This window comes from Candidatus Poribacteria bacterium, assembly GCA_021162805.1.
Classification (GTDB): domain Bacteria; phylum Poribacteria; class WGA-4E; order B28-G17; family B28-G17; genus JAGGXZ01.
Window position 1 is genome coordinate 1 of the sequence record JAGGXZ010000183.1, and the last position, 20678, is coordinate 20678.

19 protein-coding genes and 1 CRISPR repeat array are annotated in these 20678 nt (G+C 51.4%); of the genes, 1 reads left to right on the forward strand and 18 read right to left on the reverse strand.

Translation table 11 applies throughout. The features are described from left to right. Nucleotides 1-18 precede the first annotated feature (18 nt). Nucleotides 19-580: direct repeats of the CRISPR family, unit length 30 nt; unit sequence GTTTCAATCCCTCATAGGTATCCTACGAAC. Between the two features lie 181 nt (nucleotides 581-761). The 9 genes from cas2 to J7M22_14570 form a co-directional block, all read right to left on the reverse strand. After that, the gene (gene cas2 / locus J7M22_14530) at nucleotides 762-1025 is read right to left on the reverse strand and encodes a CRISPR-associated endonuclease Cas2 (protein ID MCD6507821.1); all 264 of its coding nucleotides are present in this window, start codon (nucleotides 1023-1025) and stop codon (nucleotides 762-764) included. Between the two features lie 3 nt (nucleotides 1026-1028). Continuing rightward, nucleotides 1029-2024 carry a type I-B CRISPR-associated endonuclease Cas1 gene (cas1b, locus tag J7M22_14535; GenBank protein MCD6507822.1) on the reverse strand — a complete coding sequence of 332 codons (996 nt, stop codon included), beginning with the start codon at nucleotides 2022-2024 and terminating at the stop codon, nucleotides 1029-1031. Nucleotides 2025-2035: 11 nt separating this feature from the next. Next, a complete protein-coding gene (cas4, locus tag J7M22_14540) occupies nucleotides 2036-2557 on the reverse strand; it encodes a CRISPR-associated protein Cas4 (GenBank protein MCD6507823.1) in 522 nt (173 codons plus the stop codon). Next, nucleotides 2545-5001, reverse strand: coding sequence for a CRISPR-associated helicase Cas3' (cas3, locus tag J7M22_14545; GenBank protein ID MCD6507824.1), 2457 nt, complete (start codon nucleotides 4999-5001; stop codon nucleotides 2545-2547). Before cas3 ends, cas4 begins: the two co-directional genes overlap by 13 nt. 13 nt (nucleotides 5002-5014) lie before the next feature. Beyond that, nucleotides 5015-5812: a CRISPR-associated protein Cas5 gene (cas5, locus tag J7M22_14550; GenBank protein ID MCD6507825.1), complete on the reverse strand. Its 798-nt coding sequence runs from the start codon at nucleotides 5810-5812 to the stop codon at nucleotides 5015-5017. After that, nucleotides 5790-6767 carry a type I-B CRISPR-associated protein Cas7/Csh2 gene (gene cas7b, locus J7M22_14555; GenBank protein MCD6507826.1) on the reverse strand — a complete coding sequence of 326 codons (978 nt, stop codon included), beginning with the start codon at nucleotides 6765-6767 and terminating at the stop codon, nucleotides 5790-5792. Before cas7b ends, cas5 begins: the two co-directional genes overlap by 23 nt. Continuing rightward, nucleotides 6767-8758 (reverse strand): TIGR02556 family CRISPR-associated protein, encoded by a 1992-nt coding sequence (locus tag J7M22_14560; protein MCD6507827.1) that lies wholly within the window; start codon nucleotides 8756-8758, stop codon nucleotides 6767-6769. The genes cas7b and J7M22_14560 overlap by 1 nt, the downstream gene beginning before the upstream one ends. After that, nucleotides 8736-9446 (reverse strand): CRISPR-associated endoribonuclease Cas6, encoded by a 711-nt coding sequence (gene cas6, locus J7M22_14565; GenBank protein ID MCD6507828.1) that lies wholly within the window; start codon nucleotides 9444-9446, stop codon nucleotides 8736-8738. Before cas6 ends, J7M22_14560 begins: the two co-directional genes overlap by 23 nt. A 189-nt stretch (nucleotides 9447-9635) precedes the next feature. Further along, entirely contained in the window at nucleotides 9636-10601 is a 966-nt protein-coding gene (locus tag J7M22_14570; protein MCD6507829.1) for a WYL domain-containing protein, read from the reverse strand. A 276-nt stretch (nucleotides 10602-10877) separates the two neighbouring features. On the opposite strand from J7M22_14570, the gene J7M22_14575 reads away from it, so the two are divergent. Then, nucleotides 10878-11213, forward strand: a complete 336-nt coding sequence (locus J7M22_14575) for a cupin domain-containing protein (GenBank protein ID MCD6507830.1) — start codon at nucleotides 10878-10880, stop codon at nucleotides 11211-11213. On the opposite strand, the gene J7M22_14580 is transcribed toward J7M22_14575, so the two are convergent. The 9 genes from J7M22_14580 to secF form a co-directional block, all read right to left on the reverse strand. After that, the gene (locus J7M22_14580) at nucleotides 11144-13591 is read right to left on the reverse strand and encodes an NTP transferase domain-containing protein (protein ID MCD6507831.1); all 2448 of its coding nucleotides are present in this window, start codon (nucleotides 13589-13591) and stop codon (nucleotides 11144-11146) included. The two genes, J7M22_14575 and J7M22_14580, sit on opposite strands and share 70 nt — an antisense overlap. A gap of 14 nt (nucleotides 13592-13605) precedes the next feature. After that, on the reverse strand, nucleotides 13606-14256 hold the full coding sequence (locus J7M22_14585) for a PHP domain-containing protein (GenBank protein ID MCD6507832.1): 651 nt from the start codon (nucleotides 14254-14256) through the stop codon (nucleotides 13606-13608). After that, the gene (locus J7M22_14590) at nucleotides 14253-15443 is read right to left on the reverse strand and encodes an NAD(P)/FAD-dependent oxidoreductase (GenBank protein MCD6507833.1); all 1191 of its coding nucleotides are present in this window, start codon (nucleotides 15441-15443) and stop codon (nucleotides 14253-14255) included. Before J7M22_14590 ends, J7M22_14585 begins: the two co-directional genes overlap by 4 nt. Nucleotides 15444-15505: 62 nt before the next feature. Continuing rightward, entirely contained in the window at nucleotides 15506-16312 is an 807-nt protein-coding gene (locus tag J7M22_14595) for a class I SAM-dependent methyltransferase (GenBank protein ID MCD6507834.1), read from the reverse strand. Between the two features lie 56 nt (nucleotides 16313-16368). Then, complete coding sequence (locus J7M22_14600; GenBank protein MCD6507835.1) at nucleotides 16369-16809, reverse strand: hypothetical protein; 441 nt, start codon at nucleotides 16807-16809, stop codon at nucleotides 16369-16371. Nucleotides 16810-16933: 124 nt separating this feature from the next. Next, complete coding sequence (locus J7M22_14605; GenBank protein ID MCD6507836.1) at nucleotides 16934-18313, reverse strand: sigma-54-dependent Fis family transcriptional regulator; 1380 nt, start codon at nucleotides 18311-18313, stop codon at nucleotides 16934-16936. A 5-nt stretch (nucleotides 18314-18318) separates the two neighbouring features. Next, the gene (locus J7M22_14610; GenBank protein MCD6507837.1) at nucleotides 18319-19086 is read right to left on the reverse strand and encodes a two-component sensor histidine kinase; all 768 of its coding nucleotides are present in this window, start codon (nucleotides 19084-19086) and stop codon (nucleotides 18319-18321) included. A gap of 5 nt (nucleotides 19087-19091) precedes the next feature. Then, the gene (locus J7M22_14615) at nucleotides 19092-19778 is read right to left on the reverse strand and encodes an SPOR domain-containing protein (GenBank protein MCD6507838.1); all 687 of its coding nucleotides are present in this window, start codon (nucleotides 19776-19778) and stop codon (nucleotides 19092-19094) included. Nucleotides 19779-19784: 6 nt separating this feature from the next. Beyond that, complete coding sequence (secF, locus tag J7M22_14620; protein ID MCD6507839.1) at nucleotides 19785-20675, reverse strand: protein translocase subunit SecF; 891 nt, start codon at nucleotides 20673-20675, stop codon at nucleotides 19785-19787. Nucleotides 20676-20678: the final 3 nt, after the last annotated feature.

The following is a 20678-nucleotide window of genomic DNA, read 5'->3' on the forward strand; positions in this document are numbered from 1 at the left end:
ACGGCACGATCTACGGCGGTTTCAATCCCTCATAGGTATCCTACGAACACATCGACATATGTACCATCCAGCCCTCCCATTGAAAGTTTCAATCCCTCATAGGTATCCTACGAACAAGCTTTATCAGGTGATATCGGGGAAGAAGTTCCTAGTTTCAATCCCTCATAGGTATCCTACGAACACTCAGGCAAGGGCAACCACGGCACGATCTACGGCGGTTTCAATCCCTCATAGGTATCCTACGAACACATCGACATATGTACCATCCAGCCCTCCCATTGAAAGTTTCAATCCCTCATAGGTATCCTACGAACAGGTTATGGGTATCCCTTCTCCGCCGGTCGGGGAAGGTTTCAATCCCTCATAGGTATCCTACGAACTTCTCTTCTGTCTCAGATAAACGGCTTTGAGGTTCATGTTTCAATCCCTCATAGGTATCCTACGAACCCTAACCGATTCATATAGGGGGAGAGGACAAGATGAGTTTCAATCCCTCATAGGTATCCTACGAACCACGGATCTGGAATCAATCCACCCAAGGGATTTGGCGGTTTCAATCCCTCATAGGTATCCTACGAACCCCATTGCGATAGCCGAAAAAATTATAGCTGCTATAAGGACCAAATGCAAGAAATAAAATTTCCTTTAGGCTTCCCCGGCTTGGTGAAACCTTTGCACGTCGAGCATCCTTCAACTTCAACCTTATCCGTCGAACCCCTGGGATTCCCGCGCTACCGGAGGTCGACGGAAATCCCCCTAGCTCATAGAAACGAGCTCTCGCCACCTTTTTCCACCCCCATGGTCTCGCGCTCCATATATTGGCTCCTCCTCAGGAGATAGAAGATCACGGAATCCTCCTCCTCGTTGATCACCCTCCTCAAATCCGACTTAAGCTTCTCCAGTTGAGCTCGGGAGAGCTCCCCCTCAAAAAGGGAGTTCTGAACCCAGTTCAGATATCTCCTCCCGATTTTCAAAACCTTACTTACCCTCGCTACGTTCACGTCGTAGGCCATGATCGTGAACATAAGCTACCACCCCGCCTTGTAGGGTTTATAGGATTCGTCCCCCAATAGATGCTTCTCGATCTTGTAAAGCTCCAGGCGAACCAGACGGCGATAGGAGACCTTGCGTTTCAATCTGGGGTGATTTATGGTCGTGCGAAGCCGTTTCTCCCACTCCTCGATGAAGACCTTACGTCCTTTTTCCGTAAGGAATACCCCGCCGGCGGACTCGGAGAAATGCCTCGCCTTGATCTGTCCCTTGTTGACAAGGCTGAAGATCAACCTATCCACCATTATGGGCTTGAATATCTCGGCCACGTCCAGGTTAAGGGTGAACCTGCGGAAGTTAGTGGCGTGAAGGAAGCCGATTCGCGGATCGAGATGGGTGCGGTATATCTCGCTGAGAGCCGCGACATACATCAGCGAATTTCCGAAACTGATCAGGGCGTTCAGGCGATTCTGAGGCGGTCGGCGCGTGCGTTTCGTGAACGAGAACTCCCCCTGCTTAAGGATGAGGTCGAAGGCGCCGTAGTAGATCTCACGAACGTTTCCCTCAACCGCCATGAGGGATTCCGGCGAGTCCTGCCGATCAAGCGAGGAGCCCGTAAGCTCGATAGCGTTTATCGCGTCTTCCAGGTTCACCCCTCTGCGCAGGTAATAGCTGAGCACCTGTTTCATGTTCTCAATGGCTCCCGACACGAATCGTCTCGCAAGGTCAAGCCTTTTTATCAGATCGAGATAATGTTCGGCCTGCTTGAGGATGAGACAACCGGAGTTGTAGTGTTCCCTCGGGTAAAACGAGCCGATGTAATAGCCGTAATGGTTGAAGAAATGGATCAGGATCTCCGATCGGGTTAGAAACTCCAGCAGGCGCTTGTTCAAATCCACCTCGCCGAAGATATAGAGCTCGGAGGTCCCCTCCACGGGAACGTATTTTCTTTTTCCTTCCGAATCCACGAAAGATATGGTATTCTGCTTTCGCTGGAGCTCGCCGTCGGAGAAGATGTATATCGGTTGTTTCATATAGATTCACCTCATCCCCAGCAGAATTCTCTATAGGCGCAGTTCCGACAGAACGGGATGCGGTGTGGAGGGGGAGGAGACTCTAAAGTTGCGATGCGTTTGATATCCTCGATGGCTTCCTCCAGCTTACATCTCAGATCATCTGAGAGCTCCACCGGTATTCGCTTTCGCTCTTTGGGTATGAGAAGCTCACCTTTCGCCTCCACGCCCATCAGATCGAGTCGCCACAGATAATACGCCAGTTGCATCTCAGCCGATTCCAGGAAACGCGAGGATTTTTTTACTTCGCCTACAACCAATTGTCCCTTCTCTCTCCGAACCAGATCGATCTTCATCCCGTCCGTTTTGAACTCTTTCTTATCCCTCTGGTAAGACTCCTCATGAATGAGCCTTCCCAACTCTAAAAACGGGTTCTCCCTTTCCGGCTCGATCTCATGCGCCATCAACCATACCTCACGGTGGCAGATGTAGTAGTACCAGACCAAAGTGCCGGTTACAGGTATTTCTCCTCTGAAAGGAGTTACCAGACCCATGCTTTTTCCTCCGGCAGCCACTTAAAACCCGTTTCAAGATCGTAGAACCGATCTTGATAATCCTTATCGAGAGGGATCTTTCGATATTGGGTGTTTTCAGCGAGCGGACCAGGCAGGTTTTCCTTCGCCCTTTCTAAGAGCGGGGTGATCACTCTGCCCTTGAACTCCCTGCGGATGGAAAGATATGCCCGTTTTCTCTCTATGGGATCTTCCCTTTCCAAAACCTCATGGATGAAACGTTCACAAATTATCTCATCTTCTTCAGTGAGAGCTACGAAAATCGGGATCTCAATTCCCTTCTCGATAAATCGATAATCGCTGACTCTTGGCATATCCCTATCACGGTCGAATCGGAGATGACGGAAAGCTTTCAGTATCTCTAAATATTCTGTATCGTCCTTTCTCGATCGAACCTCACCAAAAAAGGTCTCCACCGCAGAGTAGAAATCCCCCTCACGAAGTATCCTGTCCCGGAGGAGTTCCTTTGCGAGCCAGATATGGATTTTCCCGTAAACCCATGGTGCGCCACCGTTTTTCAGGTTAATAATTCTCACCTGTCCAGGTGTTTCCCGATCCCAGGATCGGTTACAGCGGCCAGCGACTTGGACAATTGAATCTAGCGGTCCTATGTCCCTGATGGTACGGTGGAAATCGAGATCCACTCCTGCTTCTACCACCTGTGTAGATACCAGTATGGTTGGTTTCTCTTCGTTCAGTCGTTCTTTCAAAAACTCGATTCTCTTTCTACGCTGGATCGGGATGATATTTGTAGAGAGATAGACGATAGAGAGCTCTTCAGATTGAACTTCATCCTCCTCCGGATAACCCACCACCGGATGACATTTCAGCTTCCTTTTAAGGAGTTCATAGGTCTCTATAGACGCCCTGATGGTGTTTAGAACTATTAAAAGCGAGGTTTTACCATCCCATTCTTCAAGAATCATATCAGTGAAATCTTCAATTGGTAAAAGCTTGGAGGTTCGAGCATGAATAGAAGTTCTATCGAGCCTGGAAAAACAAGATTCAGGATCAGGCAACAGCTCAATGGTTTCTTCCTTACTGAAGATCAGCGGACGCGTAGCGGTCATTTGAATGACTGTGCACCCCAGATATTTAGCGGCTCCTCTCAAAATCTCCCCTACCAGCCTCCATTGTTCCACAGGGATGTTTTGAATCTCATCCAGGATGAGGATAGCTCCGGCAAGATTATGGTATTTCTTCAGAAAGGAATTCTTGAAACCTATGAGGGTATGGAGTAGTTGAACGAAGGTGGTAACCGTGATCTCACTCTCCCAGCTCTCTGTCAACATGAGAGCTTCATCCAGCGGAACTCTTTCATCCTCCGTTTTATAGGTGACTTCAGATAAATGATGATGTTTCAGCAGATAAGCCGATTCATCCCTTTCAAAGTCGTCCAGCGTTTTAAGAACATCATGGAATACCCCGTAGTTCTGATCTATCACGTTGACGAACGGGAGAGAATAGATGATTCTGGGGGTATATCCTTTTTCCTTTTCTATCCTATTCCTAAGCTTAATCGCTGCCGATAGAGCAGTCAGAGTTTTTCCTGACCCGGTCGGAGCGGTGAGAGTAAGGATATGACCATGTAGATCCTCTAAAGGAATTGTCTCGATTGAATGGGTAACCTCCTCGTAGACCCTTCGCCGCAGTGGATCCAGCCGTTTTTTAGGGACAGGGAATTTCTCCTTGATGTAATGATCAACGATATCCGATGGGATCTTCTTCCTCCCGATTTTTCTTACCCTACCTGCATCCCGCTTATCTGCATCTATAAGAGCTGAGAAAAGAAGTTGAGCTGTAAAGGCGAGTTTAAGTCGGAACTCATCCGACAAGCTGCCCTGTACGATGTAATAAAGAGATGGTTTCCGGAGTTTTCTGTAGATCTCGATTATCGTGTTAATGTTCAGAAAATCTGTGATCCCCTCAATTCCCAATCTCTCCATCTCGGATTCAAGATAGGGAAGCCTAGATGAATCGAGCAGATTTTCGATTTGATCCTGTAGGACCTTCTTATCCCTTATCCATTCCGAGGAATTTTCATCCGGATCATGCAAGATCAGGGCGGGATCTCTGAGATCCCCGTGATGCCTATGAACGGCCAGAAACGCCAGAATAGGGAGGTATGATGTGATACTTTCCTTCTGGAAAGGGTTTCCGAATTCCATGGAGACAACCCAGGCTGCTAAAAGGGCTGATATTAGAGCGTGGTTCCTCTTTCGGCCGGAGTCCTTTTTGCGAATAAGCCAATCCTGGAAGAAGGAGGTGTATTTCCCAAAGTCATGACAAAATCCTATGAGGCGAGCTGTCAGAGACAGCTCAGATTGATTCCCTAGGGGAACGCTTTTTATGAACTCCTCCGCCAGCTCGCCTACCTCTTTGAGATGTTCGATTAAAGGCTTATCAGGATGGGATAAAAATCTCATCTCCTCCATAGCTTCACCCCGGTTCCATGAACACTGTATACTCTTCTATCCTTTGGTCGATGATGGGATCGCGATAGGAGATGTGGAATATATCCCCGCTAACTATTAAGCTCAAGGGTTTACACTCTCGCTCGTAAATGGCGTCGTCAACAGAGGACAGATATCTCCCTGGACTAAGCTCCAACGGGATTCTGTCCTTCAGGATTTGAATGCCGGGTGAGATCTTAAGCCCGTTACCTCGAACCCGGCTCATAGGTACGACGGTTGAGATCGGTCGAGGTTCTCCCACATCCTTCAGATATCTCAGATCGTCTGATTCGACGAGCGCAATCCATCTTATTTCCGCCGGGCATTCCGTTATGCCCAGATATGGTGGGTAAATGGGCCTTTTCTCCTTCACTCTCCAGGAAAGTTCGTTCAGGATCGTCTCGTCCGCATGCCAGAAATATATCCGATAGATCAGCAAGGTCATCCCTGCCCTAGGAAAGACAAACTCGATTGGGATTTGGGTTCCTCCTTTACTTCCATCAACCTGGTACCTATCTTTAGTCATCACATAATTCACCGTCTGCGTGATCTTCCTGATGGGAGTTCTCATCGAGACACCTATCCCACATTTTCCCAAGGAGAAATCCTCATAGTAAGAGTCGCGCTCTCTGCCCAGAATTCCGGCCACGAGCCCGCAAATAGTTGGACGAGGCGGAAAGGAGTATGAGAGTGAGGATGAATTGGTGTAGAACTTCCTGAAGTGAGCCATGTGCCCTGATATGTCAAATATCAGGATCGTCTCAGGATTCCTCGCTCTCTTCATCTTCTTCCCCCGGGTTAACCTCTACCGTTATATCCTTGAGCTTTTCGAACACCGCCCCCTTCAGGTCGGGATGTTTCCAGAGAACGATCTTGCTGATTTTCTCCCTGTTACCGTTCAACAACTCCTCAAGTCTAGAGCACTCCATCTTAAAATCGACGATGTCGGACAATCCTTCCTCAGGTATGATAGAGATGTAGCTTCTCAAATCTCCGAGAAATGTAGTATCATCCTTGTATTCAACTCTCATGTAAAGCCTTGGCGTCTGACCGATCTTACTGCGTGTAGTAGCTTCCAGGGGCAACGCCTTGATCATAGAGCGGTCGAGGAGCGTGATATCCTCCTCCGTTAGGTTCGTGTGTCTAGCTCTCCAAGCGCTTGTTAACCCGTAAAAGGCTATGACTGAGTATTTCACGCGCCAATCCTTGCCCATGGTTCCATATTCGCCCTTCTCCTCTCCCCCTCTTCCGGCGAAGGTTGAGGTGATGGTAGAAGATGGAAGTATTTCAACTCTGTTGAGCGAATATCCCCAGGAAAATTGGACCGGTCCGGTCAGGGTCATGGAAGCTCCTCTTGCGCCCTCCTCCCCTATCGGCATAGTCGCCCCGAAGATCCTGATATCGACCAGCTTATCGAGAAGCCACCCCTTGAACTCCGATTTTTTCTGAGCCTCTTTCGCGCTCTTCGCTCCGAACTCCTTTGCTAGGAGATCGATCCTCTGTTTGGCAGTGACCGTTTTTTCCTCGCTGCTCTCTTCTATTCTTCTGACCCAGATATCATATCCTATACCTAGCCAGTAATCCCTCAGATAACGCTTCAAGCGCACATCACTTACGAGGTTCCGACCGGTATCGTAGTCCATTCTCGGTCGGTTCTCCTCATCGGGATCGCCGTTTGGATTACACAGCTTGGCATCGTAGATGAAAAGGATCTCAGAGTTTTTTGTGATGACACTCATTATCCTCCCTCCTTTTTATGCGTTATGGCTTTTCTGGTAGCATAAGCATAGCCTGAAAGGATGTAATAGACGTTGTCCTGAGGAGTTAAACCCCATTTGTCTTTGTATCTGTCCATTAGCTCTTTCATGACAGAGAAGATCACCTCATTAAAGCCGTCGAGCTTCCCATACTGCTCGAGTTTCTCAAATATCTCATTGGACAAGCGCATTATCTTGGAAAACGGCATGCCCATGAAGTTGATCTTGTTGAGTATAGGCTTTTTGACGTTTCCACCTCTCGATATCGAAGCTTGGGCATTCCCCACCTGTCCGACTAGATAACCCAGAAGGAACAAAGATGATCTGGGACCGTCAAATCCCATCTCACTCAGGTATTCCTTCAATTCGGGTTCCAAGTCTTGAATTATACCGGACATTGGTTCATCCCTCCTTTTATCATTGAGCATCCCCAACCCTTCAAGATATTTCAGAAAGAGTTGGGATTGAATTAAGAACCTAATCATAGCTATGTCAGCGGAATCGCTGGGCGGCCTATGGATGTAAGCCCCGAAGCTTTCATGGTGATACATCCTTGCCACTTCGATAAAGTTTCTCCTAAGAAAGGCTCCTGATAGAGGTTTACCGGTGAAAAGGGCATCATAGACCTCAAGCACCTCGCGGACAGATTGAGCTCCTTTTCGAACGGGAAAAAGGTACAGAATCGAATTCAGCTTTAAACTCCAAGGACCTTCACCGAAAAACCTCTCAGCTAATTCGAAGATCTTCCCCTCTTCCTCCATCAGCAGATCAAGCCTTGAGGGCGGGACATCCTGAATTAGCTTGCTTATCTTCACAGCTGCCTGCTGTCTGCTGGCGAAGAGGAAATTAAACATGAAGTAAGATTTGTTCTTCTCCATCTCACTGTAATTCTTAAATTCCTTCTGAAACTTTCTCCACATGTCCACGCTACTCACCTTGCCGAAAGAGCCTTGCAGATAATCAGCCCATACCTCCAGATTATCCTTGTTCAGACCGACATCCATATGAAAGGATGGTATCACGTAAACATCGCTGAGAACTAAGTTCGATTTCAGTCTGTTACCGACAAAGTTCTCCCCTGCTAGAAGAGCCATATAACAATCCTTGCAGATCCTATATGTGCTGAGGAAACCACCCCTCTCCCCTTTCAGTCCGCTGGAGAAACCGATTTTATCGGTGATGTAAAACTTCAAGAGCTTAAACTGCTTAGTGTTCCACGTAACCACCTTCTTTCCGCCGCAGATATGGCATATCCCCTCTTCCGCATTGACGAACCTATCATCTACCAATCTCTTGAAGATGTACTTCCTGTAATCCGGATGTTGAGCAACGAGTTCTCCATCTATTTCAAGAGTGTAAAGTGAGATATCATCCGGCTTGATATCCAACTGGGATTTAATCTCGTTTTTAAGAACCTTAGCGACCTCTTTTACCCCTCTTTTGCGGTCTCCGCTTTCCTGAACAATTTCTTTCAGCTCCTTAGGTTCAGGCGCATCCTCAATTCCAAGGCCCTTGAGATCCCAGATATATCTGTATCTCCTGTGTTGTCCTTTAAACAGCGAGCTTTCACCATCGCCTAGATCGAAGAATATGGTATGAAAAGTTTTCTCGAGCAAGGATCTAAGCTCGCCCCCTTCCAATCTATCTTCCCTGATGAGATTCGGTATCGTTTGCGAGATGAGATATTCGACCTTATCCGTGGTTAACCGATCCTGATCATCATTTGCCCCTGTCGGTTTCCCTACCCAGAGAAACTTAGCTCCGATCTCCAGGGAAGGTTCCGAAAATTCTGAACCGATGTCTAGTGAGAGAGATGGCCTGTCGGTATTGATCTTCAAAATGACTACATATCCTTTTTCACCTCTGGGCTTAGAGAGATCTTCGATCAAAAACCTTGCCAGATCTAACCGAGGATCTTCCATATCTTCGATAATAGCTTCGCCGATGGCTTTAATCCCTCTGATCACTTTCATCCCTCCCTGTTTCAATTATCTCCACCATCCCAAACCCCTGTGAGTTTTTCGCGCCCAATCCGGCGTCGTAGGCCAGATGGAAGAAGGGTTCGGGTAAGTCCAGCTCATAGATCCCCGTCCAGCCCTTTATCACGGTATCACGATACATCACCACGCTCTCATCCCCCTTCCGAACCCTGACAGGTCGGATATGTCCCTCGCTCAGGCTCATAATTTCATCATCACTCCACCCGAGCGCTCTGCCCTTCCTCCCCAAATTCGCCAGAATGTGCTTCTCCCATTCCACCTCAAAAGGGCTGTAATAGTAAGTCTTCCTTCGCCCGTCGCCGGTCATCAACGTGCTGTAAACCGTGATCGGCGAAATGGCACGGACTTTGACCGGCATGCTCACCTCCGGTATCTCCTCAACCTCCACCGACACCACCTCACATCGACCTTCCCCTATAAACACGATGGATTGACGTAGCAGATGTTCGATCAGCGACTCGAGAAATCTATCGTGAACCGAGCCCACGTGAAGCCTGATCGGGCCGGGGAAGGTGATGGATCGTCCCTCAGCATCCCGCCCTATACGATACCTCCCCATCAGCCGGCTGAAAGTGAAGAGCTTGAAACGGCGTTTTCCGGAGGGGAAACCCTCGTCATGCAGCCAGTCGGCGATCGCCCTCTCCAGATTGTGATAGATCATCCCCTGAACCAAGCTGTTATACTGAATCGGCAGGGTGAGAGCGCCGTCAAGCGGCTGTAGCGTCAAGATTATCCTCACGGACCCATCACCCCCAGATATGTGGGAGACAGAAGGATGCTTTCTCCTGTTTCCCGTCTCCTCTCTCCCTAATTATAACATGTGCGAGTGCAATATATATGCACTCACCTTTCAGCCGTAAACTTTTTTCATCCTTTCGATCTCTTCCCTTATCTCCCTGCGGAGGCTTTCAGGCTGGAGCACCTCGGCATGCGAACCATAACCCATCACCCACCGCTTTACCTCATCCAATCCACCCACCCTTAACCGCAGTATAAGCTCTCCGGAGGCCAGCTCCTCTATCTTCTGGCTCGGATGCCACCTGCGCTCCCTTATCCAGCGTGCCTGGTAGGCGTCGAATTTGATCACAACCTCGACCGGCTCCTTTCCCCGTTCGGCTATGAATCCCTTGGACAGATACTCGTCGAGCGAGAAGCTCGGGTCCTTATCGAATCGGTAGGGCAGGACCTTCAATCTCCTTATGCGGCTTACGAGAAAATCGCGCACCTCACCCCTTCTGTGACAGAAGGCTATCAGATACCAGTCGCCGCGGATGTTGTGAAGATGGTATGGATCGACGGTTCTCTCGTTCAACTCGTCACGGCTGGCCGTGTAGTAGAGGATCTCCACCTGACACTTTTTCTCTATCGCCTGATGTAGATCCGCAAGCAGTTCGGTGTCGACCTCGACCGTCGAGCCTCCGGTGAAGACGATCCCCGATAACGTCTCCTCCGGATCGAAGCTTATGTGTTCCGGCAGGTATTGCGTTATCTTCTTCAACGCCAGGCGCAGAGGTTGTTCGAAGGGGGTTCCCAGATACCGCCTGACGAGCTCCTCTCCCAGGAAGAAGGCGATTATCTCCTTTTTTGTCAGGATTATGGAGGGCAGTGAGTAGCTCGGCTCGGTGTAGTACCATCCGCCTTTGATCCTGTCATATCCGATCGGAGCTCCCAGACGATCTATCATGAACCTCCTGTCTCCATAGGCCGTCCTGATGTTCCGCAGCTCAAAGCGTTCCTTAACCTTACGGGCGTTCGGGTATCTCCCAGCCCGAATCTCCCTGTCTATCCAGAGGATCCTTTCCAGCTTCGTGGACATCTCCCTACCTCTCACGTCTCCATCGAGGACAAATTATAAACCGTTATGGGGAGACATACAACAGCAAAATCACCGGGAGAGCTATCGCCATAGGGTTCCGGTGATGAGGGCGTGCCGACCTCAGCGGGGATTAGACGGCTTTCCGATAGGCAAAAGCATTATATCACAAAGGCTTCTGCTAAGACAACTACGGATATCGGTGTGAAGAAATGGTCGTTGACGATGGGAGGCGAAGATGATAAAATTGCCCCGAAATCTGCCGTGAGAGGTGATGGGATGCTCAAGAGGAGATATGATGAGGCGAGGCTTGAGAGATACGGCCAGGGGGTGAAACTATACTGGCTGGTGGATGAAAGGGACGGGGCCGAAAACTTCTCGATGAGGCTCTTCGAGGTCGAACCTCAAAGCAGCACTCCCTTCCACACCCATCCATGGGAACATGAGGTCTTCATAATAGAGGGCGAAGGGGCAGTCAGGCTGGAGGACGGCGAGGTGCCGTTCTCATCGGGCGACGCCATATTCATCAAGCCCAACGAGAAGCATCAGTTTACGAACAAGGGGGATAAGGTTTTAAAGATGATATGCGTCATCCCACTGAAGGGTAAAGGATGATCGTTCAAATTCCGCCTCCTGTTTCCTGTCTCCTCCCAGCTCCGAGAGAGCTGCAGGATGTATCTTTCGACCGTTTCCAGATCCTCCTTCGCCTTTATGCCTTTCGTCTCCCTCGGATCGGCCATCGCCAGGGCCAGGACCGTTTTCCCCTCGCGTGCCATCTCCCTGACCATCATGTTGGGAAACCCCAGCTCTCCCCCGGGTGTGTCGTATTTCCCCTCAGGCAGATAATGCTCGCGATGTAGCCTTCCCAGGGATTCAAACATCTCGCGGCACGGGAGCAGGAAGAAGCCGATGTTATCCTCGCCGACCTCAGGGGCCTTCGCCCCCTCGAGGTGGGTCTCGAGGCTGTCAATCACCCATCCCTCCTCATCCCTCACGATCGGCGCGTAGGGATTCGATCTCAGAGCCGTCGGGAAGGTCATGCTGCTGAATCGAGCTGCCTGATGGATCAGGATGGAATCCCTTATGGTTTCGACCTTGACGACGGGCTGTGTGCCCCATATCACCGCCACGTCTCCGTCGAAATCCCTCAACCTCTCCCTCGCGGAGAACACGGCGTTCGCCGTCCCCAGCGCCTCCTCCTGAACGACGTAGTCGACCTGATATCCCGAAAGGGCCTTTCTGATCGGATCGAGCGTCTCGGGGCTTACGATCACCACCGGCCTCTCGACGTCGAAGGGAAGGGCGAGGAACTTCTCGAGGACATATCTCACCACCGGAATTCCGAAGACCGGCGCGAGGGGCTTGGGGACCTCGAGCCCGCTCCGCCTCGCCCTCACCCCTTTGCCGGCGGCGACGATCACCGGTTTCACCGGCCGGGAGGGTCCCTCTCCGAGGAGCCCGTCGACTATCGCCCTGATCTCATCCTCATTCTCCCTCCATCTCACCGGATCGTTTACCAACTCGATCAACCTGAACCGTTTTGACTCGGATGACGGGACGTAGATGGATCCATCGCCAGGTGATGAGATCATGATCGTGTCCTTATAGGAGCAGCTGCGGACGTTTTCGATCGCCCTCCGGACGTCCTCCTCTATAATCAACGCCAGGATGTTCCCCCCGAACCCTCCTCCCATTACCCTAGCTCCCAGGACTCCGTCACAGGAGCGTATGAGCTGGATCAGCTCCTCGATCCTTCCGGTGCTCACCTCATAGAGGTCCCTGAGGCTGCGGTGGGTCTCATCGAGCAGACGGCCGATCTGCGTCATCCTATCGATCTCGCCTCTGATATCCCCCTCCGATCCGGCCTCATGGGCCTCTTTCAGGATCTCGGCCGCCGCTATGACCCGCCTTATCTCACCCAAGTGATGTTCGGCCCTATCCCGAACCTTCAGCGGCGAATCCATCCCCTTGACCTGAAACAGCGCCGGATATAGCTCCCTGAGCTCGCCCTCCATCTCTTCGAATCTCGATAGGAACTCGCGCAATGTGATGGATTGGGGCAGGAGCGAGAGAACCATCTCGATCGTCTCCCACTCCCTATCCAGCGAGGCCCTATCGCGCGAGGCTATGGCACTCAGAAGGGACCTCCACCGGATCTCAAGCGATTCGTTCCGTGAGAGGACATCCCTCAGGAGGGCCGGTATGATGAATTTGGAGACGGCGGATCGCTCGTTGTATTCGCTCATCACGGCGCTGCCTTTATCGGCCGGATGGGCGTAGAAGGTCACCCATCTGTACCGCCCGACGGGCATCGGGATCGGTTCGACTGAGAACGGGTGGAAGCTTATGAGCAGAGCGTGATTTTCCCTGGCGAAGCACATCGTCGCGTGATCCATCTTCCCACCGCGCGTTCCGACGAGCCACTCGGCCCTAGAGGATGACTCGGCCAACTCGTCCATATCGATCTTCATCCCGTTAGCGGCCCTTATGCCGATCCCTGAGGCGACGACAAGGGCGGACGAGGAGGAGGCGCCGCCCGCCGGGGGTATGGTCGACTCGACGAGCAGATCGATGCCCCTGAGGTTCTCCTCCGGACGCAGATTCTGAAGGTAAAAGGCGGAGGCCTTGATATAGTTGATCCAGTTGGGAGGCGGGACGCCCAGCTCGGCCAGATAGCTCATCCAGCGTCGGCCTGGATCGGGATCGTCGGGTGGGCGGAACTCGCCGATGGAGAAGCTCCCTGGAGGGTATCCGGGCGTGAGGGTCTCGGCCCTGACGATATCATCCTCCCTCGGCCTGAAGGCGACGATCATGGTGTGTCGATCGCTGGCGAACGGGAGGACGGCGGTTTTGAAATACTCCACATAATCTATGTGCTCGCCTATGATGTTTATCCTGGCGGGGGCCGTCGCGAAGCCCATCTCCCCCTCCCCGAACCTCTCTTCGAACCTTTTCATCAGCCCTATGAACCTGGAGAGGGTCTCCCTTTTCACCCATCACCTCCGTATCAAACGCCCTTGACGATCTTATACAGTTTGGTGGCCAAGTTGAAAAGGAATGAGGAGCTTTTGCCCCCTATCCCTGCCGATCTGAGTTTTTCGAGGAAATCCTTTGGCCCTTCGAACGGCTCCATCAGCACGTATCCACGTCCGATCTCGAAGGTCATGTGTGCATCGCTGCCCGCTCCGACGGGGATATCGTGTTCCTCAGCGAATCTCATCGCCCTTCTGTTCGACCATCTCAGCACGTTTCGGGCGTTAAATCCCTCGATGGCGTCGACAAGGGGATATATCCTCAGGAAAGCCTCCCTTTTGATCACCTCCCTGCGGAAGATATCGAACGGATGTGTGATGTAGACCAATCCGCCCTGTTCCTTTATCCTCTCTATCGTCTCCTCCGGAGAGAGATCCGGGGGAATCCTCTCCTTCAGGAACAGACCCGCCACCTCGCCCTCCTTCGTCCTGATCTCCTCCCCCACGATCACGCGTCCGGGCATCATCTCGTTGAGTTTGAGGGCGCCTTCGATCGAGTTGTGATCCAGTATTCCGACGATATCCAGTTCCCTCTCATCGCATATCCGGAGGATGTCATCGAGCTTCGTGCGACAATCCGGGGAGAACTCGGTATGAACATGCATATCGATCTTTAGCAGCTTCATCCGAACCATCCGAATCTGGCCAGATGTCTCAGCTCAAGGAGGAGTCTGGGATCGTTCAGCAGCACGGTCTTGAAGATCTGGAAGACGGTCAGCTCTCCCCCCGGTATCTTCGAGAGGGCATGGGCGCATCTGTCCAGGGTTTCATCGCTGAACCTGAGCACCCCCTCCCGCACCCTGCGGAGGTGTTTGAAGGTCCTGCCGACCTCCCGGTCCCACCTTTCGGGATACCGGCTGAGGAACCGCTCTGACGTATCCCCCGCCTTGATCGCCTCGACCGCCACCTCTCCCGCTATTCGGCCGGCTATCATGGCGTTGATTATCCCGCCTCCGGAGAGGGGATCGTTTTGATGGGCGGCATCTCCGGCTATCATGATCCCGTTCGCGACGATCTTTGGGAGCGTTCCGTCTATGGGGACGCTTCCGACGACGAGGGAGAGTATCGATCCGTTTGGGAATCTGTCCCTGACGAATCTGTTCAGATAATCCAGGGCCAGCCTTCCATCTCCGCCGGAGATCGTCCCGCCGATTCCCACCCCTACGTTTGCCGTTCGATCGCCTTTGGGGAAGACCCAGGCATATCCCCTCGGCGCGAGCTCATGTCCCAGATAGAAGTCGCAGAACTCCGGCTCGATCTCCACGTTAGCCATCAGGTATTGGGCGCAGACGTCTATCTCATCGATCCTAAGGGCGGTGTCCAATCCGGCCCATCTTCCCACCTGTGACTCGACCCCGTCGGCGGCTATAACGAGATCGGATCGAACCTCGTAGATCCTGCCCAGATGTTTGAAGCGCACGCCCCTGACGAAGTCCTCCTCCTTTATCACGTCGAATACCTGAGCCTTGACGAGCACCTCGGCTCCCGCCTCAACGGCCATCTGGGCGAGATATCTATCGAAGATTTTCCTCTCCAGGACCACCCCTGCTCCGGGCTGTTCCACCACGACCGGGGTGCCGTCGGGCGAGAAGATCCTGCCGCCGTTTATCCACGCGGATATCCACCTGGGATCGGGCTTCACGAACCGGCTGAGCTCTCCAAGCGATACCGCCTCGGCACACCTGACGGGCGAGCCGATCTCCTGACGCTTTTCAAGCAGCAGCACCGAGAGACCTTCCCCTGCGATGACCTTAGCGGCGGTCGAACCGGCCGGCCCCGCTCCGACCACCACAGCGTCGTATCTCCCCTTCAACGTCTTTCCTCCGAAATGGCATTTATCGACGCGCATGCTGTTATATGAAGTGGCGGTTTCTTTCATTTTGTAGCTATATTAAATATATCTCCCCCTTTCCCAATACATTCAACCTTTTTGAACCCTACTTCCTTCAATATTTTAACATAGTCCTGAAATGTCCATTTGATTCTGGGATTCATTATAAAAGCTATTTCCGCCCTCATAATACCTTGTTTTTCAATAAGGTAGATGCGTTTTTCAAGGATACCTTCGGCGGTCTTTTCAGCAACTTCAATGCTTGTCACCCTCATACCATCCTTTTCATAGGGGGGAAGGATTACCAATTTCTCCCGATTTTCCCACTCCCTTTCGATTAGATTCTTTAAACCCGATCTTGTCGTCAATTCGGGATTAAGACTACCGAATATGAATTTACCATCATAATTAAGAACGGAATAAATACCTGCAGCTGAGGCTTTTAGAGTCTCATAGGTTTCTATCTCGTCGAAATAATCGCTAAACACACAATCATAGGTGCGGCCACATTTAAGTCCCAACTCCTCCCAGCGGGAGTGAAAGAACCGAATGTTAACACCTCTTTCTTTTGCAAGCTGCGGGGCATATCTAACGGCAATCGCGCTGCCGTCGGAGCCTTCAACTTCATATCCCTTTTCGGCGATAAGCACCGTCTTAAACCCAAGCCCACATGAGCAATCTAACACGGATTTAACTTTTAACAGGGTGAGCAGTGAAAATAACGGTTTCAAACCTTTTCGTATCTCATTCCAATATTCCGATTCCCATAACTCTCTTGTAAACCAGGACCACTTCCAAACGATATTCCAGGACTCCTCTTCACTTGAAGGAATTTTAACTTTCACCTTCATCTTCTTCATTTCACCGTCATTTCATATAACGTTTTGCTGGCATACGAGGTTCGGCTTTACCGAATTTGGGTGGAGCGAAGCGTGGTCGTATATCCGCTGTTAGGCGACGTTGCCATTAAAACTTCCACCATTGGCATCTCTGGTGATCTTGGATTAGGAATAACCTTCCTTGTGCTCGGATCAACTATGAGGTCTAACTGCTCAAGTATTATCTGACCTACAAGAGGTTGAGCACCTTCTGGTTCTGCCAGAACATTGAATTCGCCCGCTCTACCACACATTTCCACAGTTACAATACCATAAATTGATTTGATTTCCGTTTTGTTGTTCGCATATCTTACTTTCACTTCCCTCATCTTTTTTAAATGAAGTTCATCGATAGCATTTTGAGGTAAAACAAGCATAGTTGCTCCTGTATCAATAACGGCCTCGGTCTCGATTGCTCTTTCGGGCTCAAAGACATTTATGACCTTTATTTTCTCGACCACTTTTCCCATTTTAATTCCTCCTACCCATGAATTGTGATCATAAAGCATTTTTTGACCTCTCTGCGATGTCGCCTAACTTTCCGAGAAATGCACGATCTCGTCCCACCCTGAGCGCTTGGAAACCAGACGATATCTAGCTCAGATCCTCCAATCCGTACTGCTTGATCTTCCGATAGAGCGTCCTGAGGCCGATCTTGAGGATATTGGCCGCCTTGGTCTTATTGCCTCCCGTTTCTATCAGCGTTCGCTTTATCGCCTCACGCTCTATATCCTCCATAGACATGCCCACGCGGATGTCGATCCTGTCCGATTCATCCTTATCAGCGGGCGTCGATCCCCTGATCTCCTCGGGCAGATCCTTGAGTTCGATCGTATCCGATGTGGCCGTGATGATGACGCTTTCGATCACATTTCTGAGCTGCCTCACGTTGCCGGGCCAGCTATAGCTTATCAGCTTATCCATAGCCTCGCGGGAGATCTTGATCGGGGACCTGTTGTTCTGTTTACAGATCTCCTCGATGAAGTGCTGGACCAGGAGCGGGATATCCTCCCGTCTTTCGCGCAGCGGCGGCACCTTGATCGTGAAGACCTTCAGCCTATAGTAGAGATCCTCCCTGAACTTCCCCTCCCTTACGGCCTCCTCCAGATCTCGGTTGGTCGATGAGATGATACGCACGTCCACCTGTATGGGTTTGCTGGCGCCGACCCTCCAGAACTCGCGGGTCTCTATAGCTCTGAGCAGTTTCGCCTGCACCTCCGGGCTCATCTCGCCTATCTCATCCAGCAGCAACGTTCCGCCGTCGGCGAGCTCGAAATATCCGGTCCGCTGTCTGACGGCTCCCGTGAAAGCGCCCTTTTCGTGGCCGAAGAGCTCGCTTTCGAGCAGATCCTTCGGTATGGCGGCGCAGTTGACGGCGATAAAGGGTTTGTCCCTGCGGGGGCTGTTCTGATGGATGGCCCTGGCGATGACCTCTTTGCCCGTGCCGGTTTCACCTATGATCAGCACGTTCGCCTTTGTCGGGGCGACCCTCCTTATCTGACGGAAGATCTCCTGCATCTGGGGGCTTCTGCCGATGATGTTTTCAAACCTGTATTTGCGCTCTATCTGTTCCTTAAGGCGGAGGTTTTCAAGCTCCAGCTCCCGCTTCTCGATCGCCCTACTGGCGGTCTGTCTCAGGATATTGATATCAACGGGCTTTTGAAGGAAGGTGAAAGCTCCGCTCTGCATCGCCTCGACGGCCCCCTCCACGGTTCCATATCCGGTCAGCACGATCACCTCGACATAGGGTATCTCCTCCTTCGCCTTTTTCAATATCTCCATCCCGTCCAGATCGGGCAGTTTCAGATCGGTAACCACCAGATCGAAGTCCTCAGAATTGATTATCTTAAGTGCCGTTTTACCGGATCGCGCCTTGACGATCTCATATCCCTCCCTCTCAAGCGCCTCGGCTATCACCTCCAGATCGGAGGGGTCATCGTCCACTATGAGAATACGTCTTTGCCTCTCGTCCAATTTGATCACCTCACGGGGAAAAGCAAGGAGGCTGTCGTGCCCTTTCCCTCTTCGCTTTTCACCCTAACCTGGCCCGAATGGTTATCCATGATCTGCTTGACCATGGATAATCCCAGTCCTGTCCCTTCGCCCTTGGTCGAGTAGAAAGGCTCGAATATCCTGTCGATCATCTCGGGCGGAATGCCGGCTCCGGTGTCCGATACATCTATCCTGACGAATCTGCCGTCCGGTTTGACCGAGACGGTCATCCTACCTCCCTTCGGCATGGCATCGTGCGCGTTGAGTATGAGGTTAAGCAATGCCTGTTTAACCTGCGCCGCATCGGCCATCACCAGTGGAACGGGCTCCATCTTTCTCATCACCTCCACGCCCAGCCTTCGGGATTCCGGCTCTATGAAGTCCAAAACCTCGTCGACGAGGGACCTCATATCGGTGGGGGCGAGCTTTGGATCGGGCAGACGCATGTATCTGAGGAAATCGTTGAGTATCCTGTTTAACCTCTGTACCTCCCCTCTGATCCTCTCGATCCTGTCCAGGTACTCCCCCGCATCCTTCAGCCGCTCGTCGGAAGCTATATCCTCCTGTAGGAGCTGAAGGTGGGCGTTAAGGCTGTTGAGGGGATTTCTTATCTCATGTGCCAATCCTCTTATCAGCATCTTAACCCTTCCGCGCGTCTCGATCCTCAGCCTGCCCCGGCGCCGAAGGAGGAACAGGAGGACGGAAATAGCCGCCGTTACGGTGAGGAGTTCGGAGATAAACCATAGCTTCCACAAGGCTATCATCTGCCTTTTTGGGGTATGAAGACGGGAAATCTGGGCCTATTCGTCTCGGCCGCATAACAATCCAGCCCGTTGCGGTTTAACTCCAGCGCTTTCGCTCGGGCTTCATCGATGGTGTTAAACCCGCCCATTATGACCATCCATTTATCGCCGATCGATCTCAGTTTGACCGAATACCCCATCCTGTTGAGCCGGGACGCGTATCGTCTGGCGTTATCCTCGATCTTGAAAGCTCCGAAGCTGATGATATATCTCCCCTCCGGTCTATCCGATCGTTTTTCAACTGAAATGGGTTTAGACGGTATCGTCGGCTTTATCGTCTTTTCAGGTGCTGCCACCTTATGGGAAGGTAATGGACGGAACCTCCACATCGCTCCGACGAACATCCCCGTTGCTAGGGCTATGGCGAGGAAGCTTCCACCGATAACCAGCCATTTCCATCTATCCCCGGCGAGGAGATACTCGAAGGAGAGCAGATCGGCTGCGTCGAGCATTCCAAGCACCCATATTATCGGGAATCCCAGGATACCTAACTCATACAGAGTGGGTTGTCTGCTTGAGATAAGCAGTATGGAGGTCATCTCTAAAAGGGCCAGTGAACCGCCCTTGGAATATTCCCTTTTGTAGATCTGTCCTAACCCGCTGAGCAGAAAGGACAACAACACAGGGACGATCTTCCGATTCATCGGGGATTACGCCTTCTTTTTCTGTGATCTCATATACCATCTGTATACGATCGGACTTGCGATGAATATGGAGGAGTAGGTTCCGACCACCACACCGATGGTAAGAGCTATGGCGAAGATACGCACCTCGCCCGGACCTGCGAGAATCAGCAGACTGATGGTGGCCATCAGCGTTGTCAGAGAGGTTATGATCGTTCGGCTGAGCGTTTGATTGATACCGCGATTGATTATATCGGCATACCTCCATCCTTTAAGCAATCGGAGGTTCTCACGTATCCGGTCGAAGACGACTATTGTGTCGTTGAGCGAGTATCCGATGATGGTCAGAAATGCCGCCAAGGTGGGCAGGTTTACCTCCCAGCCGAAGATGGAGAAGAAGCCGAGTGTAATCGTCACATCATGCACCAACGCCAGGATGGCTCCCACGGCGAACTTCAGCTCAAACCGCCATGCGATATATCCCAATAGAAAGAGGAGCGAGAAGAAGATCGAAAGCAGGGCGGCCTTTCTGAGGTCCTTGCCTATATTCGGCCCGACCTCGGATATGGAGACGTCCTGCACCTTGAAGCTCTCATCGCTCTGAAAGGCAGCCTTGACCGTTCTGCCGATGTTGGCCGATTTCCCCTCATGCCTTATGGATATCAGATAGGTGTTCTTCCCTGCGTCGGTCACGATCGCCTTATAGCCGAGCTGAGAGAGCTTCGCTTTAACCTGATCGATGGTGACGGGGTTTGCAAACCTGATCTCTATCTGGGCGCCCCCCCTGAAATCTATGCCGAGGTTAAGCCCATTTATCACGAGGAAGACCAGACCTATCAGGATCAAGCTTCCGGAGATGGCGAATGCTATCCGGCGTTTGGCTATGAAATCTATGTTGACATTAGTTAGCAGTTCCACCTT

Bases quoted from the DNA above. Each gene is read 5' to 3' on its own strand.
- J7M22_14600 (MCD6507835.1), bottom strand. From the start codon at position 16,809: ATGGGAAAAGTGGTCGAGAAAATAAAGGTCATAAATGTCTTTGAGCCC.
- J7M22_14575 (MCD6507830.1), top strand. From the start codon at position 10,878: ATGCTCAAGAGGAGATATGATGAGGCGAGGCTTGAGAGATACGGCCAG.
- cas1b (MCD6507822.1), bottom strand. From the start codon at position 2,024: ATGAAACAACCGATATACATCTTCTCCGACGGCGAGCTCCAGCGAAAG.
- cas2 (MCD6507821.1), bottom strand. From the start codon at position 1,025: ATGTTCACGATCATGGCCTACGACGTGAACGTAGCGAGGGTAAGTAAG.
- J7M22_14560 (MCD6507827.1), bottom strand. From the start codon at position 8,758: ATGAAAGTGATCAGAGGGATTAAAGCCATCGGCGAAGCTATTATCGAA.
- cas5 (MCD6507825.1), bottom strand. From the start codon at position 5,812: ATGAAGAGAGCGAGGAATCCTGAGACGATCCTGATATTTGACATATCA.
- cas3 (MCD6507824.1), bottom strand. From the start codon at position 5,001: ATGAGATTTTTATCCCATCCTGATAAGCCTTTAATCGAACATCTCAAA.
- cas4 (MCD6507823.1), bottom strand. From the start codon at position 2,557: ATGGGTCTGGTAACTCCTTTCAGAGGAGAAATACCTGTAACCGGCACT.
- J7M22_14585 (MCD6507832.1), bottom strand. From the start codon at position 14,256: ATGAAGCTGCTAAAGATCGATATGCATGTTCATACCGAGTTCTCCCCG.
- J7M22_14615 (MCD6507838.1), bottom strand. From the start codon at position 19,778: ATGAATCGGAAGATCGTCCCTGTGTTGTTGTCCTTTCTGCTCAGCGGG.
- J7M22_14570 (MCD6507829.1), bottom strand. From the start codon at position 10,601: ATGTCCACGAAGCTGGAAAGGATCCTCTGGATAGACAGGGAGATTCGG.
- cas6 (MCD6507828.1), bottom strand. From the start codon at position 9,446: ATGATCTATCACAATCTGGAGAGGGCGATCGCCGACTGGCTGCATGAC.
- J7M22_14595 (MCD6507834.1), bottom strand. From the start codon at position 16,312: ATGAAGGTGAAAGTTAAAATTCCTTCAAGTGAAGAGGAGTCCTGGAAT.
- cas7b (MCD6507826.1), bottom strand. From the start codon at position 6,767: ATGAGTGTCATCACAAAAAACTCTGAGATCCTTTTCATCTACGATGCC.